Source organism: Bartonella sp. AP57NXGY, from assembly GCF_042195805.1.
Taxonomy (GTDB): Bacteria; Pseudomonadota; Alphaproteobacteria; order Rhizobiales; family Rhizobiaceae; genus Bartonella.
Genome location: NZ_JBHIOZ010000001.1, coordinates 13,615 through 31,295, shown reverse-complemented (window position 1 = coordinate 31,295; position 17,681 = coordinate 13,615). Strand labels below are relative to the sequence as shown.

Genomic DNA, 17,681 nt, shown 5'->3' with positions numbered 1-17,681 from the left:
CCTGAGAATACATCCGCGTGGCGCGTGATTGATGAAGCAGGGTGTCGTGGTTTACAGATTGGTGGCGCTCAAATGAGTGAAATGCACTGTAATTTTATGATTAATACAGGGCAAGCAACAGGATATGATCTTGAAGCATTGGGAGAAACAGTGCGTGCGCGTGTTTTTGCAAATTCAGCCCACCTTTTACAATGGGAAATAGAGCGTATTGGTCAATTTGAGCGTGGTCGAAGTGTTTCTCCTTTTGATCCATTTCATTGATTTATTGTTCACTAAAAAGTGAAAATAAAAAATTGAGTCATTTCAAAGAGATAATAAAAAATTTCTATTAAGAATCAATAAATTAACAAAGAATCTCTTGCATCAGGCTTTTGAGTCTGATTCATTATGCAAAATGCTAGGTTATTGATTCGCAAGGATAAACTTTGTTTTTCCTGTATGTAGTGCTGATGTATTCTATATAGACTACATATAGTATGCGAAAGAGGGTGATTTATTATGAAAGATAAACATATAGCTGTGTTAATGGGAGGTTTTTCTTCTGAACGGTCTATAAGTTTATCTTCAGGGGCGGCGTGTGCTGATGTTTTAGAGGTGCAGGGGTATCGCGTGAGCCGCGTGGATGTTGATGCTCATATTGCTTCTGTTCTTGAACAGTTGCAGCCCGATATTGCCTTCAATGCATTGCATGGTCCATTTGGTGAAGATGGCCGGATTCAGGGGATTCTTGAATATTTAAAAATTCCTTATACTCATTCTGGCGTGATGGCATCTGCTTTGGCAATGGATAAGGGACGTGCAAAAATTATCGTTGCAAATGTTGGGGTTTGTGTTGCTCCTTCTCGTATCATGAGCCGCTTTGCTTTGGGCCGAACGCATCCCATGGAGCCTCCTTATGTAATTAAACCTGTGTGTGAAGGATCAAGTTTTGGTGTTGTCATTGTTCAAGGAAATGAAGCTGCACCGCCGCATAATATTGGGGGAGCTGAGTGGGGGTATGCCGATGAGGTGATGATTGAAAAATATATTCCTGGTCGTGAATTGACTTGTGCTGTTTTGGGGAACGAAGTGCTGGATGTGTGTGAAATTCTTCCCGATAAACACTTTCCATTCTACGATTATGACTCAAAATATAAAACGGGTGGTTCTCTTCATATTTGTCCTGCACAACTTTCACTAAATATTTACCAAAGTGTGCAAAGAATGTCTTTAGCAGCCCATCAGGCGATAGGGTGTCGAGGTGTTAGCCGTTCTGATTTTCGTTTTGATGAAAAAACGGGAGAATTGGTTTGGCTTGAAATTAATACGCAACCAGGTATGACCTCGACGTCTCTTCTTCCTGATATTGCAAAAGCGAGCGGCCGTACTTACGGCGATATTGTTCAATGGATGGTGGAGGACGCATCATGTATGCGTTGAATGTTAATAAAACAAATGTTCCGATGGAGGTGCTTTCAGTGCCGGCTTTGCCACGTCTTTATCGTCGTTTTCTTCGGTTTATGTTTGAGTTTGTTTTTGTCAATATTCATATTCCACGCCATTTTGGCTCTTTTGCTGTTGTGTGGTTTTTCTTTGTTACGGCTTTTTATGGACTTTCATCAAGTGGTCAGATGGCTGTGATCGTAAATACGATCATATTGGATAGTAGTTTTGTGGTCACTCATGTCGATATAAGCGGTAATAAGCGCTTGGCAAAGCAGGATATTTTTAAAATTTTAAAACTTGATGTTGCGCCTTCTATATTCACTTTTGATGTTGAAAGAGCGCGTTCTCTGTTGGAAAAACAGGCTTGGGTGCAATCGGCTAATGTTCAGAAAATTTATCCCAATAGAATGCGCATTTCCATCGTGGAGCGTGAACCCTATGCCATTTGGCAACATGATGGCATAATGGATATTGTTGATAATACAGGTCGTGTCATTGTGCCTTTTAAAGGAGAAATTGTTCGGGATTTACCTCTTGTGGTTGGGCAGGGTGCACAAAATGCTGCTAAAGTGTTTATTCAAGCGCTGTCAGTCTATCCGGAAGTATATGATCGTATTCGTGCTTTTGTGCGGGTAGGTGATCGACGTTGGGATCTTGTTTTGAATAATGGAATGCGCGTTATGTTGCCTGAAAATGGTGCTCTTGAAAGGCTTTCTTCTCTTTTTTCGTCCGGTACAATGCAAGATCTTTTATCTCGCGATATTCTCAGTGTTGATTTACGTCTTGCTGATCGAATTACTGTTTCTTTATCAGATGAAACGTTGGAGCGTTATCATACTACTGTAGCAGAAGAAGAACGTATTTTAAAAGCGCGAAAGGCAGGAAGCCTATGATGCTACTCAGATCACATCATTTGAAGGGGCGTAAAACACGTTTTTTAACGGTACTTGATGTCGGTTCAAGTAAGATTGTTTGTCTTATTGCTTGTTTGCGTCCTTTGAAGCATGCACACTATTTACATGGTCGTACACATTCTACGGAAATTCTAGGCTTTGGAGTGCAGCGTTCACGTGGTATTAAATCCGGTGTTGTTATGGATATGTTTGCAGCAGAACAATCAATAAGATTGGCTGTTGATGCGGCAGAAAAAATGGCGGGTTTGGTGGTGGATTCAGTGATTGTGAATTTTTCCTCAAGTCGATTACAAAGTGCTTTGATTAATGGAAAGGTTCATTTGAATGGTCGTGAAGTCACCAAGCGTGATATGCGTATGGCCTTTTCAGATGTTTCGCGTAAAGCCTTTGATGCTGAACGTCATGTTATGCACTCAGTTCCAGTTTCTTATGTATTGGATGGAGATAAAGGAATTTTTGATCCTATTGGCATGGCAGGGGAAACATTTGGTGTCGACGTGCATGTGGTAACAGCAGAAACAGCCTCTTTGCGTAATTTGGAAACTTGTATTAATCGTGCACATTTGAGTGTTGAAGCAATGGTTGCTACTCCCTTTGCAAGTGGTCTTGCTGTCTTGATGAATGATGAGGCGCGTTTAGGGGCTGCATGTATTGATTTTGGTGGTGGAACAACAACATTTTCAGTGTTTTTTGAGGGGAAATTTATTCATGCAGATGCTCTTGCTGTTGGGGGGCATCATGTCACTCTTGATGTTGCGCGCGGATTTTCTATGTCTTTAACAGAGGCGGAACGTTTAAAAGTTGTTTATGGTTCAGCACTTTTAACAAGTGCTGATGAGCGGCAAATGATTAATGTAGCAGAAATTGGGAGTGAACAGCGTGAAACTCAATATCCTCGCGCGGTTCTTGGGCGTATCATTCGTGCGCGTGTTGAAGAAATTTTAGAAATGGTCCGTGATTGTTTAAATCGTTCTGGTTTTGGTCACATCATTGGTAAACGTGTTATTTTGACTGGGGGAGCAAGCCAGTTAACAGGATTGCCAGAAATGGCACGTACTATATTAGGAAGAAATGTTCGTATCGGGCGGCCTTTAGGTATTTCGAGGCTTCCTTCTCTTGCAAAAGGGGCGGCGTTTACATCTGCTGTTGGGTTGTTAATTTATCCGCAATTGGTGGGTTTTGAAGAAAAAACAATGCAGGCGGCAGGAAATCATTTATCGATGGGCACGCGTGGATATTTTCAGCGTGTTGGTCAGTGGTTGCGTGAGAGTTTTTAGTTAAGTCTAGTTGGATAAATTTCATCGCTTTGGCTTGCGGTGTCTTATGAGAAGGAAAAGAAAATGACGATTAATCTGCATCGGCCAGATATCGCGGAATTGAAGCCACGCATTACCGTTTTTGGTGTTGGAGGTGGTGGCGGGAATGCCGTGAATAATATGATAAATGCTGGTCTTCAGGGAGTTGACTTTGTTGTTGCAAATACGGATGCACAGGCTTTGGCTATGTCAAAGGCTGAACGTGTTATCCAACTTGGGGCAGCTGTGACAGAAGGTTTGGGTGCTGGGGCTTTGCCTGAAGTTGGACAAGCGGCGGCGGAGGAATGTATTGATGAAATTATTGATCATCTTGCAGACTCTCATATGGTTTTCATTACTGCTGGTATGGGGGGAGGAACTGGAACAGGGGCTGCTCCCGTTGTTGCTCGCGCAGCGCGTGAAAAAGGTATTTTGACTGTTGGTGTTGTGACAAAGCCGTTTCAGTTTGAAGGCGCACGTCGTATGAAAACGGCAGAGGCTGGTATTGAAGAATTACAAAAGTCTGTCGATACATTGATTGTTATTCCCAATCAAAATCTTTTCCGTATTGCAAATGATAAGACAACGTTTGCTGATGCTTTTGCTATGGCTGACCAAGTGCTTTATTCTGGTGTTGCTTCCATTACGGATTTGATGATTAAAGAGGGTTTGATTAACCTTGATTTTGCTGATGTTCGTTCTGTTATGCACGAAATGGGTCGAGCTATGATGGGAACGGGTGAGGCATCTGGTGATGGGCGTGCTTTGGCTGCGGCTGAAGCTGCTATTGCAAATCCATTGTTGGATGATACCTCTATGCGTGGGGCGCGTGGTTTATTGATTTCTATTACGGGTGGTCGTGATATGACTCTCTTTGAGGTTGATGAAGCTGCTAATCGTATTCGTGAAGAAGTAGATGCTGATGCGAATGTGATCTTTGGCGCTATTGATGATGAGTCATTGGAAGGTGTTATTCGTGTTTCTGTGGTTGCCACCGGTATTGATCGTGAAGTTAGTGATGTGGTTCAGTCCTCTCATCCTCAGATTCAAAGGCCTGCTTCTTCAATACGCAAGAGCGATCCTGGAACGTCACATAGTTCTTTTCATGTTCAATCATCGCCTCTGCGTTCTGAGTCAATGGTAGAAGTGATCGAATCACTTGAAATAGAGAAGGGTAAATCAACCGGAGAACAGTTCCGTCCCAAAAGTCAAATTTTTGCACAACCTGCAGAAGCAATGACGACACGAAGTGCCACGAATGCTGTTGCGTATGGTTCAAATGCTGTTCAGGAACAGAGATCAAATGTGCCTCGTATGCAAGTAAGCCGTGGTTCTCAACAGGCGATGACGGCTCCTGTGAGTATGGAGGCAACAGCGCATGTTCTTGATGAGATGACAGGGCTTGTGAAGCAAAAAGAAAAGCCAGTGCAACCAAAACAAATGCAACAAATGCAAGCGCGCGCTCCAATGCGTATGCCTGAGTTAAAGGATTTTCCTCCTGTTGCTCATGGACAAAGCCAAAGAACATTTGTGACGGATCAGGGTCCTCGTAATCTTTGGCAGCGTTTGAAACAGAGCTTGACACATCGTGAAGAAGCTGAGCCAGAAGCGAGGCTGGAGCCTGCTGTTAGATCGTCTCAGCAGAAAGATTCTCATGTTTACAATAAAAACTCTCAGGCGCTTTCTCAAGATGCTTCTGTTTATGTTCCACGTCGTTCTGGTGAGCTGCATCCTCAGGTACCACAAGATCAGCGTACTTTTATAAGTGAAGAAGATCAGTTGGAAATACCAGCATTTTTACGTCGTCAGGCAAATTAATTGATGAAAAATGAGGTAAAGTAAGAAATTTTATTATTTCTTTAATGATCAGACAAAAATTATACAGTAAAATATATTACTGTATTTTGGATAAAATACTTTGTTTTAAAAAAACCGCTTACAATAAGCGGTTTTTTTGTATTATTTACTATGAATATTTTTTATAGTTTTATAAATTTTGTTAAAAGATGTACAAGCAATTTAATAAAATGATATGATGAATTTAGTACCAAAATATCAGTCTACTCTTAAAAAAGCAGTAACATTTAAGGGGATTGGCGTTCATAGTGGCTGTTTGTCAGTGGTAAAGGTTTGTCCAGCGGATGTTGGGTGTGGTATTGTTTTTAAGCGTTGTGGATTAGACGGAACAGAGAAAATATTTCAAGCCCATGCATCGCAAACAGGAGAAACTGAATTATCAACAGTACTTGGAGATGGAGATGTAAGGGTTGAAACAATTGAACATTTGATGGCGGCAATTGCTGCTTATAATTTGGATAATCTTGTTATTGAAGTGTCACATAATGAGATTCCTATTTTGGATGGTTCAGCGTGGCTATATTGCCAAGCTTTTGAAGATGTTGGTATTGTACAGCAAAATGCGTTGCGTTCTTATTTCATTATAAAAAAGCCGGTGCGGGTTGAAGGAGCTCATGGTGTTGCAGAGCTTTTGCCATTCGATGGACGTCGTTTTGATATAACGATCTCTTTTCCTTCTTCTGTTATTGGTAAGCAACATTTCAGTTTTGATCTTACCACACGAGGGTTTAGGGATGATTTGTCACGTGCGCGCACTTTTGGTTTTATCAAAGACGTGGAAGAATTAAGGCTTTCTGGAAAGGCGAGAGGCGCTTCTTTGGAAAATTCTCTTGTTATCGACCTTAATGATAAAATTTTAAATCCCGATGGTCCTTATTGGGAGAATGAATGTGTTCGGCACAAGATGCTTGATGCGATTGGTGATACTGCTTTGCTTGGGGCACCTTTTATTGGATTATTTCGTTCTTATTGTAGTGGGCATAGAATTAATGCGCAATTGGTGAAGGCTGTTTTGGCAGACGAATCATATTATGAAAAAAGCTTTTTAGAGAAAAAGTAAAAAAATTGGCAAGATTTTTTTATCGTTTATTTGATTTTTAAGGGGATGATTGACCTAAACTGCTAAATTGGTTATGTGGATTTTAAAGTGATATGGTATAAAACCTTTGATAAATTGTTTTTGCTACAAGGTGATATTCTGTGGAGGCCGGAAAAACTATGAAAAAATCTCATGTGTGCATTGGAAATATGACATATAGAAAATCTAACATTGTACGCAAGATATTGGGGGTGGTGCTTTTGGGAAGCACCTGTATGTTAGCGGGATGCCTCTTTAAAGAGAAAAATACCCTTGATCCATCTGCTTATGTTTTGAAAATAGAGCCACCAGATGTTCTCTATAATCAGGCGCTTGCTAGCCTTGAAAGTGGGCGGCTTGGGGATGCATCGAAGAAGTTTTTGAAGATTGAAAAACAGTACGCTTATACAGACTGGGGACGTAAATCTTTGGTCATGGGTGCTTTTACTAATTATCGACTCGGAAAGTATGATGATTCAATTAGTATGGCTCAACGCTATATTACTCTTTATCCAGGGTCGACTGACTCGGCTTATGCATACTATATTATTGGTCTTTCTTCTTTCCGTCGGATTCCTGATGTTACACGTGATCAACGTGATACGAAACGTGCTATTGCTGCTATGCAGCTTCTTATAGAGCGTTATCCTAATTCTGAGTATGTCAAGGATGCTAAGGATAAAATCCGTTTTGGTCGCGAACAGCTGGCTGGTAAAGAAATGCAGATTGGCCGTTATTATGAAGAGGGGCGGCGCTATCTTGCGGCAAGTAGACGGTTTCGTACCGTAGTTGAAGAGTATTCTGATACAAATCAAATTGAAGAAGCACTTTTCCGCTTGACTGAGGTTAATCTTGCTCTCGGCTTAACGGCGGAAGCACAGACGGCAGCAGCTATTTTAGGACGTAATTATCCCAAAAGTGAGTGGTATAAATTTTCTTATAATCTCTTGCAGAAGAATAAAATATCACCACGTGAGCATAAATCTTCTTGGATCTCAAATGCTTTAGGTGGTGACAAGAAGAGGGTACGTTGATTCTCTATGTTGGTACAGCTTTCGATTCATAATATTGTTTTGATCGAAACGCTCGATATTCATTTTACAGCGGGGTTGACGGTTTTAACTGGAGAAACGGGTGCGGGGAAGTCTATTCTCCTTGATGCTTTATCACTTGCTCTAGGGGGGCGGGGTGATGCTTCGCTTGTGCGTCATGGGGCTGACCGCGGGCAGGTCACAGCTGTTTTTGATGTGTCTGTTTCACATCCTGCACGTCAACTTATTCGTGAGAATGGTCTTGATGATGAGGGTGATATTATTTTACGACGTGTGCAATCAAGTGATGGACGTAGCCGTGTTTTTATCAATGATCAGGTGTCTAGTGTTGCATTGATGCGGAGTGTTGGCCGTTTGCTGGTTGAAATCCATGGACAACATGATGATCGTGCGCTTGTTGATGTTGCTACACATCGCCAATTATTAGATGCCTTTGGTGGTCTTGAAGATGAAGTGGAAAATTTGCGTCAGTGTTATCACACATGGCGTGAATGTGAGGAGCGTTTGCAACAGCAGCGTCTTAAAGTAGAGAGCGCTGTACGTGAGGTTGATTATCTTCGTGCGTGTGTAGAAGAGCTTGAAAAGCTTGATTTTCAAGTTGGTGAAGAAGATGCTCTTTCTCTTCGCCGTGCAGATATGCTTAAATTAGAAAAAATAGCAACGGATATAAAAGAAGCGGATGATCTTTTAACGGGTCAAAAATCACCAATCCCAGTGCTTTCCAATTTGGTGAGGCGTTTGGAGCGGAAAATTCCTGAGGCGCAAGAACTTATTGCACCAGTGGTGAAATCTATTGATGAGGCATTGCATGCACTTGCAACAGCACAAGAAGGTATTGAGGTGGCAATACGAGCATTGGACTTTGAACCTGATGAATTGGAACGGATAGAAGAACGTCTTTTTGCTCTTCGGGGTTTTGCTCGTAAATATCAAGTTTCTGCGGATGAATTGGTTCAGTTACGCGATAAAATGGATGCTGAACTGGCTGATTTTGAAGAGGCTCAGACCATATTGACACGTTTTGAAGATGAGGCAGAGCAGGCAAAGAAAAATTATGATACATTGGCGCAAGCCTTAACAATAAAGCGTCGGGAGACAGCAAGGCATTTATCTGAAAGTGTTATGGCTGAGTTGCCGGCATTGAAGTTAGAGAGGGCTGAATTTATTGTTGAAATGCAAAGTGATATGGAAAAGCGGAGTGCAGAGGGATGTGATCGTATTGAATATTGGGTGCGGACAAATCCTGGAACACGTGCTGGGCCGATGCTTAGTGTGGCTTCTGGCGGTGAATTATCTCGTTTTTTGCTGGCATTAAAAGTTGTTTTATCTGATCGAGGATCAGCACCGACGCTGATTTTTGATGAAATTGATACAGGCGTTGGGGGGGCTGTTGCAGCGGCTATTGGGCAACGGTTGCAACGCTTATCAGAACATGTCCAAGTTTTCGCTATTACGCATGCTCCACAGGTTGCATCGAAAGCGCATGGTCATTTTCTTATTTCAAAAATTGAGAGTCATGATAAAGGACGCTTTGTTACTGCGATTCATAAAATGAAAGAACATGAGCGTGCAGAAGAAATTGCCCGTATGTTGGCTGGAGAACAGATTACTGAAGAAGCGCGTGCAGCGGCTCAAAAGCTTCTCGCATAAAGGTAATTAGTCAGCGATAAAAATACTAGAAAGCTTATATTTATTGAGATTCACTTGATGAGGAGGCGTGAGAGGCCCTTGTGGCAGCGCTTGTAATTTGGAATAGATTTTATGAACAAAGATGCATATAAAAATCTCACAGCTGTTGAAGCAGAACGTGAATTAGAGTGGTTGGCAAAAGAGATTGCACGTCATGATGTGCTTTATAATCGTGATGATCAGCCTGAAATTTCTGATGCAGAATATGATGCTTTACGTCGTCGTAATGCAGAAATTGAAGCTCTTTTTCCAGAGCTTATACGTATTGATTCTCCTTCACATAAAATTGGAGCACCAATTTCTGAAAAATTTGAAAAATCTGTTCATGCACAGCCTATGCTTTCACTTGATAATGCGTTTAGCTCTGAAGATGTTACTGAATTTGTTGAGCGTATTCGTCGTTTTTTACGGCTTCCAGAAACACAAGTGTTGGAAATAACAGCGGAGCCAAAAATTGATGGTTTATCTTTGTCTTTGCGCTACGAAAAGGGGCAGCTTGTGCGTGCGGCAACGCGTGGGGATGGAACTGTCGGTGAAAATGTGACGGCAAATGCCCGAACAATTGCTGATATTCCACAAGTTTTGCAAGGTGATTTTCCTGATATCATTGAGGTGCGTGGTGAAGTTTATATGGGGCGGGAAGATTTCCAAGCACTAAATATCAGCCAACAAGAGAAGGGCAAGTTAACCTTTGCCAATCCTCGAAATGCGGCGGCTGGTTCTCTCCGTCAGCTTGATTCACGGATAACCGCTAGCAGAAAACTTCAATTTTTTGCTTATGCTTGTGGTGAGGTGAGTGAAATATTGGCAGAAAGTCAAATGGAGATGATGAAAAAGCTAAAAGAGTATGGCTTTGTTATCAATCCATTAACAAAAGTCTTTAAGACAGTAGAAGATATTATTTGCTATTATCACGATATCGAAGAATGCCGTCATTCTTTAAGCTATGATATTGATGGCATTGTTTATAAGGTTAATGATTTGATGCTCCAAAAGCGCTTGGGGTTTGTTTCTCGTTCGCCGCGTTGGGCTATCGCCCATAAATTTCCAGCAGAAAAAGCGATAGCGCTTTTGGAAGATATTGACATTCAAGTTGGTCGCACGGGAGCTTTGACACCTGTTGCACGTCTTACGCCTATTACTGTTGGTGGAGTGGTGGTGACCAATGCTAGTTTGCATAATGAGGATTATATTAAGGGAATTGGTCATAAAGGAGAGCCCATTCGTGAAGGACGTGATATCCGTGTAGGTGATAGCGTGATTGTACAACGTGCTGGTGATGTGATCCCTCAAGTTATTGATGTTATCATTGAAAAACGCCCGAAAGATGCTGCTGTTTTTATTTTTCCTCATTTGTGTCCAGCTTGTGGGAGTCATGCTGTTCGTGAAGTGGGAGAAGCCGTGCGTCGCTGTACAGGGGGGCTTATTTGTCCTGCACAAGCAATTGAACGTATTCGTCATTTTGTTTCACGCAATGCTTTTGATATTGAAGGCTTGGGTAAAAAACAGGTAGAGTTTTTTTTCTATGCTCAAGATGAGGCGCTTTGTATTCATACACCAGCCGATATTTTTACTTTACAACGGCGCCAAGAAAAGTCTTTGATACGTTTGGAAAATATGGAAGGTTTTGGTATTGTTTCAGTTCGGAAACTGTATGATGCTATTAATGCGCGCCGAGAAATTCCTTTGAGCCGTTTTTTGTTTGCATTGGGGATTCGTCATGTTGGCGAAGTGAATGCACGCCGCCTTGCACGTGCTTATAAAAATTATACAGCTTTTGAAACTGCGGCTATGGAAGCATTTATGCCATGTGATAAGGAAAATGAAGAAGGAAATGAGGCTTGGATGGAACTTACCAATATTGAAGGAATTGGACCACAGGTAGGGGGCGCAATTGTTGATTTTTATAGAGAAGCGCATAACCGTGAGATTTTATCTGTTTTGCTTGAAGAAGTAACTCCTCTTGATGAGGAGCCTATCATAGCAGATTCTTCACCAATAGCGGAGAAGATCATTGTTTTTACAGGAACTTTGGCGCATATGTCACGCGATGAAGCAAAAGCATTGGCAGAGCGATTAGGGGCTAAAACATCTGGTTCACTTTCTAAAAAAACAGATCTTCTTGTTGCAGGACCTGGAGCGGGCTCCAAATTGGCTAAAGCTGAAGAATTAGGTGTTGAGGTTATCGATGAAGAGGCTTGGCTACAGCTGATTGAGAAACATAATGTTTAGAGGATGTTTTCTAGAAGATGCGTATGCTGTTTGTGTGGTTATCTCTCTTACATTTGGGGGAGCTGGAATCAAAAAGGAGATAAAGGGGCTATTTTTTGTAAACATAGAATGCCAATATATTTTGATATTTATTAAGTTATTAAAAATGATTAACGCTGAGCTTAAATATTAAACTTAAACTATTATGATGAAGAATATGCAAGGTTATTATTAGTAAAAGATATAAATTATTACTGTGAAGAAAGGTAAAATTTTTGAACAAATATGTAGAGTTTAATCCAAAATGCCGTAATAAACCGATTATAATGACGTAATAGAAATGTAACGCGGAAGATTACAAAATATAATAAAACATTCCGCTATAAATGAATAAGGGATATAAATGCGAGTTGTTTATTATGTTGAATTTATAAAAGATTACTGGTACCTATACTTATCAGGCATTATTAGATGGTACACTTGTCCAATTTCATTACAAAATTTCGGATATTCGCTAATGCGTCTAGCAGCATAATTTTTTTCCTGACTTCCTTCATCTCTCTCAAATTTCTCAGCATAGGAAATTTCGTTTATTAGAGCTAGTATTTGGATTGAGAATATTTCAGAATTAAATACCATTCGTGCGTATCTAAACATTGGATCTGTCGAGTTCATGACTAAATTTTTTGCCCAAATGAAATCGTTTTCTTTCCAATTATATTGAGAATGTAGCTTATGTATGTAGGTAGGTAGGTAGGGATAATGCTGGAAATTTTTTATTGTACTCTCCCTGTAATAAGTCCACAAGGCATGCACACCAAACAACTTTCGCATGGATAAGATTTATATTTTCAGGAATTAGTACTATCATCCCAGGGCTTAGAACATGATATACACCATAACTCTTATTATCCAGATATTTTTTTGCAATTTCTAGGCGCTCTTCGTATATATTATCAGGATATTGTGTCTTTACGTACTCTTCGTATAATTTATCGTACTGATTTTGAGTAATGACTTGATTTTCAGAAAATAAAGCAATAGGAACTCGCTTAAATTTAGTAATTTCCTTCAATACAGAAGGCCCAATATAGTATCCAAATAATAATATTACGGAATAAAATAAAATTATACGCATTAAGATAGTCACTTTATTTCTAAAATACTGGATAAGGAAAGGATATAGATTACTAAGATCTGTGCTTAAGATTTTGTTAACTAACAAGCTATAAGACACACGTTTTATTGTGTATTTTTCAGAGCATTTGTAAAACTCTGTAGAGAGTTTGAATCTTCTTTATTTACGTGACTGTTTTTGTGTTATCTAGTTTTTATATCCTCTGTTATTGTCGTTAATTTTTAGCTGAATAACACATTCAGGTAAAAACACATGCCTCCATATATGTTGTTTTTATACTGTGCAGTTGGAAACTATCTATATTGTGGATAACGTTTTTTCAACAGTAAGTAATAGTCTAGAAAATAATATTGTATTGTTAACTATGCAAATAAATAAAAAATCTTAACGCTGATGTTATCATCATGCTCCTTCTTTTAATTCTAAATACTTAATTTTATTTCATGGCAGATTCTATTTCATTGTAGCAATATGTATTATAATGAATTACAGCTATTGTAAATGATTCAAGAATTAAAATAATATAAATTATCATTGTGAAGCAAACAAAAAGGTAAAATTTATTCGAATAAATATGCAGAATTTTTGAATCCAAACAGCGTAATAAGCTGGTTATAATAGGTGTTTTAGAAATACGATGCGGAGGGTTACAAAATATAACGAAAGTTTCCATATAAAGAAACTAGGGATATGAGAGTGTCTAGATGGAGATCGCCAAGATAAGTATTACCGCGTATAGGTGTATCTCATCTTGCTTCACCGAGGTTAGCGTTTACCGTACCAGCAAAAAACTTGAAGTATCTTGTAGAAATATTTTTTGTGTTTGCTGATGGTAAATTCGCACTTCTCTCTTTAAAAGAGAAGGGTGTAGTGTTTTGTAGAAAGGGTAAAAGTTATAGGTTGCTTCATTTAAAGGGGCATTGTTGCTTCTTTTGCCCATTTTTTATCTTCTTCATTTAAGTAAGGTGCATTCATCTGATAAACGCGCGCATGGTAATCATTGAGCCATTGTCGTTCTTCTTGTGTCAAAAGCTCTGGAAGGATTAACCGTCGATCAATGGGGCAATGTGTAAGTGTTTCGAACGAGAGCATTTCTATATCTCCACCATCAATTTTTTGTGCTGGCTTCACAATCATCAAATTTTCAAGACGGATACCAAAAGCGCCTTCGCGGTAATAGCCTGGCTCGTTTGAAAGAATCATACCGGAGATGAGTTCTTGGCACCCTTTACGAGAAATATTTTGCGGTCCTTCATGGACAGAAAGATAAGATCCAACACCATGACCGGTGCCATGGGCATAATCAAAACCAGCTTTCCACAATGCAATGCGTGCAAGAGCATCAAGGTCTTGTCCACGGGTTCTTTTGGGAAAGCAAGCAGTTGAAAGAGTAATCATGCCCTTGAGAACAAGAGTGAAACAGCGTTTTTCTTCTTCTCCAATATTCCCAATTGCTACTGTACGTGTGACATCAGTCGTGCCATCACGATATTGTCCACCTGAATCAACGAGGTAAAGTTCACCGGCTTTGAGTTGTTTATTTGTTTGCGTTGTTACACGATAATGAATAATGGCACCATTTTCTCCTGTTGCGGAGATTGTATCAAAAGAAAGATCTTCAAGTTTTTCTCCCATTTCTTTTGCTGTATTTATGCGAAATTCTTCTAATTTTTGAGCAGCAGAAATTTCACTTATTGACCCTGGTATTTGTTTATCTAACCAAGAAAAAAAACGGGTTAGGGCAACACCATCGCGTAGATGCGCTTTGCGTGCGCCATTGAGTTCTGTGTCATTTTTAATGGCACGTGGTAGAGCAGCAGGATCGGTAAGTGTGATAAAAAAGCTATTTTTTTCTTCAATAACAGTTCGTAATTTTTCGCATGTTAGCTGTGGATCTAAGGCAAACACTGTCCCTTTTTGAACATACTCTTTGATCTTGGGAATAAGCTGTTCTGGTTCATATAATTTTGCATAACGTTCTAGATATTGTTTCTGTTCTACACCAAGTTTTTTGCTGTCAATGAATAAAGCTGGTGTTTTGTTAAGTGGAATGAGAGCAAAACAAAGGGAAAAAGGCGTGTTGGAAACATCATTGCCCCGTATATTGAATGTCCATGCAATGGAAGAGGGGTCTGTAAAAATAAAAGCATTTGCATGAGTTTGCTGTATATCTTTGTAAATCAAAGCGAGTTTTTCATCTGTATCGCACCCAGCATATTTGAGAGGGTGAATTGATAAGGCAGATTGTGGTAATTTTGGTTGATCATGCCAGAGCAGATCAATGGGATTATGTTGAACTTCTACAAGTTTTCCACCTGCTTTCATTTCTAATGCGTTTTTTAATGCATCGGTGGCAGCAATCGTGTGGAGCCATGGATCAAAGCCAATAGAAAGTTTTTGACCATTTTTTTCAAGCCATTGTGAGGGAGGACAAGTTATGAGATCTTCATAATTAAAAATATCAGGATCAGTTTGTTGGCGAACTTGGAGCTTATATCGCCCATCTGTAAATATGATGGCTTTGTTTTTTAAAATCAGTGCAATCCCAGCTGATCCAGTAAAGCCGGTTAACCAGCTAAGGCGTTGAGCATGAGGAGGGACATACTCTCCTTGGTGTTCATCGCACCGCGGAACAAGAAAACCATCGAGTCCAAGGTGATCGAGTTCTTTACGAAGGCAAGAAATGCGTTCTGCTGCATAAGCAGGATTTGTTGTCGCCTCAAAAGATTGATACATAACGACGTCCTTTTCTTTTATTTTATTTCAGGTGTATCGTAACCCATCCTTGCCGGTGGTATGTTTCGATATGCTTCAGTCCTTGTTTTATATAAGTCTCCAAAACATGGGCATGTTGTTCTTCAAGAATTCCAGAGAGTATAAGTGATCCCCCTTTTTGAAGTGCCGTTACCACTTCTTGCACAAGTTCAATAAGCGGATTAGCAAGGATATTGGCAACAATGAGATCAAAAGGAGCTCGTGATGCAATTGCATCATGGGCAAAACCTGTTGCTGTAATAGCTGTAACATATTCATTGACACCATTGAATTCGATATTGTGTTGTGCAACTTGAATAGCAATTGGGTCAATATCGGATGCAAGCACAGTAATTGGTTTGAGCATTGCTATGCCAATGGCTAGTACACCGCTCCCAGTACCAAGATCAAGGGCATTTTGGGGATTTTCGTGTTTCATGACTTTGGCAATCATTTCTAAACAACCGGCTGTTGTTCCATGATGTCCGGTGCCAAAAGCTTGATTAGCTTCAATTTCAATAGGGAGAACATTTGCTGGAATGGCGTTTCGGTTGTGACTTCCATGAAGGAAAAAAGGACCGGCTTGCACAGGTTTTAGTCCTTCTAGGCTTTTTTGTACCCAATCAATGTTGGGTAAAACTTCCATATTAATTTTATCAAAATCTATAGAGAGAACGCTTGCAAAATGTTTTAATGCGTTCTCTTGATTGTCTTGATCGACATATAGAGAAAGCTCATATACAGCATTTTGTTCATCTATCTCTGTAAGAGCAAGAGGATAACCTTCTTCGTCAAAGGCTGTTTCTATAAGGGTATAGAACCGTTCTGCTTCATTTTTAGAAGCAGTATAATAGAGGCGAATTTGTTGCGACATGCTGTTCTTTCTTTTGATCGGCTTTTTTTTAGTTTAAGATGAGTTTTTTTAACCGTTCAATGGCGATTTCATCTTTTAATTCGCTATCGCTTTCTTTCGTGTCATAACGAATAACGCCAGCTAATTTTCCACCTTTTTTGAGTAAAAAAATTGCTGCTGTATGGTTATATGTATAGTTTCCATCTGTTTCAGGGACTTTTTCAGCAACGATGTTGAAAGAATTGACCATTTTATGAACTTTATCAGGATCTCCACTAATGCCAACAATTTTATTGTTAAAATTACTGAGATAATCATGGAGTACTTTTGGTGTGTCACGTTCAGGATCAACAGTCACAAACCATATACCTAATTTATCAGCTTCAGGCCCAAGGGCTGTAAGCCATCGATCAAGATTCATCAGTGTGGTAGGGCAGCTTTCAGGACACATAGTGAAGCCGAAAAAAATTATTGAAGGCTTGCTTCGAACATCAGCCTCAGTAATATTTTTTCCATTAGAATCAGTGAGAGTAAAGTTATCACCTAAAGGCTTATTTGTCAGCGTATCATAAATAAAAACACCTGCAAGAAATATGATTGTCAGCCCCAAGATGCGTATTACATTTTTCATAGTTTGACTCTCTTAGATAGATCGAGAAATTGTAACATCGGCAGGTTTGTTTTGCAATGTTTGTTTCATGGTTGATTTTATTGGCTTGATTGGTATGTCTTTCCATATCTATTGATAAAACATTGGTGAAAGATGTATGAATATTGAGAAAGATCTTCGATTTCATGAAAGTGAACCTCGTATCCATACGACAGCGCGGCTGCATGGTTGTAAATTAGGGCGCTATGTGGAAATTAATGAGCGGGTGATTTTACGGGATGTAACCGTTGGAGATTTTTCTTATTTAGAGCGTAATAGTGAGGCTATTTATAGCGATATTGGGCGTTTTTGTTCTATTGCATCTCATGTACGGATGAATGCGTTGGAGCATCCTATGGAGCGCGTTTCAACGCATAAAATAACCTATCGTCCAAACGAATATTTTCGTTATATGGCATTAGATAGTGGTTTTCGTGAAAGGCGTTGTGCAAAACGTGTTATTATTGGGCATGATGTGTGGATTGGACATGGTGCGGTTATTATGCCTGGGGTGACAATTGGTCATGGCGCTATCATTGGCGCGAACGCTGTTATAACAAAAGATGTTATGCCTTATACGATTGTCGTTGGGGTGCCTGCTAAGCGATTGCGGATGCGTTTTCCCAATCATGTGATAGAATGCCTTTTAGATATGGCTTGGTGGGATTGGCCACTTAATAAAATTCACGACGCATTGCCTGATATGCAAAATTTGCCCATTGAAGCCTTTGTTCGCAAATGGAAATGATAGTCAGAATAAAACAAA

13 protein-coding genes and 1 pseudogene are annotated in these 17,681 nt (G+C 39.9%); 10 read left to right on the top strand and 4 right to left on the bottom strand.

What is annotated here, in order from left to right:
* From ACFIL8_RS00140 to ligA, 9 genes and pseudogenes are all read left to right on the top strand, one after another.
* Positions 1-261 (top strand): annotated as a pseudogene (locus ACFIL8_RS00140) (UDP-N-acetylenolpyruvoylglucosamine reductase); the annotation flags it as partial.
* Positions 262-498: 237 nt separating this feature from the next.
* On the top strand, positions 499-1,419 hold the full coding sequence (locus ACFIL8_RS00135) for a D-alanine--D-alanine ligase (protein WP_375611998.1): 921 nt from the start codon (positions 499-501) through the stop codon (positions 1,417-1,419).
* Complete coding sequence (locus ACFIL8_RS00130; protein ID WP_375618227.1) at positions 1,407-2,318, top strand: cell division protein FtsQ/DivIB; 912 nt, start codon at positions 1,407-1,409, stop codon at positions 2,316-2,318. Before ACFIL8_RS00135 ends, ACFIL8_RS00130 begins: the two co-directional genes overlap by 13 nt.
* Entirely contained in the window at positions 2,315-3,616 is a 1,302-nt protein-coding gene (gene ftsA, locus ACFIL8_RS00125; protein ID WP_375613372.1) for a cell division protein FtsA, read from the top strand. The genes ACFIL8_RS00130 and ftsA overlap by 4 nt, the downstream gene beginning before the upstream one ends.
* Positions 3,617-3,679: 63 nt before the next feature.
* On the top strand, positions 3,680-5,452 hold the full coding sequence (gene ftsZ, locus ACFIL8_RS00120) for a cell division protein FtsZ (RefSeq protein WP_375612001.1): 1,773 nt from the start codon (positions 3,680-3,682) through the stop codon (positions 5,450-5,452).
* A 214-nt stretch (positions 5,453-5,666) separates the two neighbouring features.
* On the top strand, positions 5,667-6,551 hold the full coding sequence (gene lpxC / locus ACFIL8_RS00115; protein WP_375628837.1) for a UDP-3-O-acyl-N-acetylglucosamine deacetylase: 885 nt from the start codon (positions 5,667-5,669) through the stop codon (positions 6,549-6,551).
* A 158-nt stretch (positions 6,552-6,709) separates the two neighbouring features.
* A complete protein-coding gene (locus tag ACFIL8_RS00110; RefSeq protein ID WP_375612003.1) occupies positions 6,710-7,603 on the top strand; it encodes an outer membrane protein assembly factor BamD in 894 nt (297 codons plus the stop codon).
* Positions 7,604-7,609: 6 nt separating this feature from the next.
* On the top strand, positions 7,610-9,271 hold the full coding sequence (gene recN / locus ACFIL8_RS00105) for a DNA repair protein RecN (RefSeq protein ID WP_375628839.1): 1,662 nt from the start codon (positions 7,610-7,612) through the stop codon (positions 9,269-9,271).
* Positions 9,272-9,382: 111 nt separating this feature from the next.
* Entirely contained in the window at positions 9,383-11,542 is a 2,160-nt protein-coding gene (gene ligA, locus ACFIL8_RS00100) for an NAD-dependent DNA ligase LigA (protein ID WP_375638330.1), read from the top strand.
* Between the two features lie 712 nt (positions 11,543-12,254).
* On the opposite strand, the gene ACFIL8_RS00095 is transcribed toward ligA, so the two are convergent.
* From ACFIL8_RS00095 to ACFIL8_RS00080, 4 genes are all read right to left on the bottom strand, one after another.
* Complete coding sequence (locus tag ACFIL8_RS00095) at positions 12,255-12,596, bottom strand: hypothetical protein (protein WP_375675614.1); 342 nt, start codon at positions 12,594-12,596, stop codon at positions 12,255-12,257.
* A 972-nt stretch (positions 12,597-13,568) separates the two neighbouring features.
* Positions 13,569-15,395 (bottom strand): aminopeptidase P family protein, encoded by a 1,827-nt coding sequence (locus ACFIL8_RS00090; protein WP_375671893.1) that lies wholly within the window; start codon positions 15,393-15,395, stop codon positions 13,569-13,571.
* Positions 15,396-15,417: 22 nt separating this feature from the next.
* Positions 15,418-16,287 carry a 50S ribosomal protein L11 methyltransferase gene (locus tag ACFIL8_RS00085; RefSeq protein ID WP_375668341.1) on the bottom strand — a complete coding sequence of 290 codons (870 nt, stop codon included), beginning with the start codon at positions 16,285-16,287 and terminating at the stop codon, positions 15,418-15,420.
* A gap of 28 nt (positions 16,288-16,315) precedes the next feature.
* Positions 16,316-16,897, bottom strand: a complete 582-nt coding sequence (locus ACFIL8_RS00080; protein WP_375628847.1) for an SCO family protein — start codon at positions 16,895-16,897, stop codon at positions 16,316-16,318.
* Positions 16,898-17,033: 136 nt separating this feature from the next.
* Here ACFIL8_RS00080 and ACFIL8_RS00075 point away from each other — a divergent pair, with 136 nt between their 5' ends.
* Entirely contained in the window at positions 17,034-17,663 is a 630-nt protein-coding gene (locus ACFIL8_RS00075) for a DapH/DapD/GlmU-related protein (RefSeq protein WP_375668342.1), read from the top strand.
* The last annotated feature ends 18 nt before the right edge of the window (positions 17,664-17,681 follow it).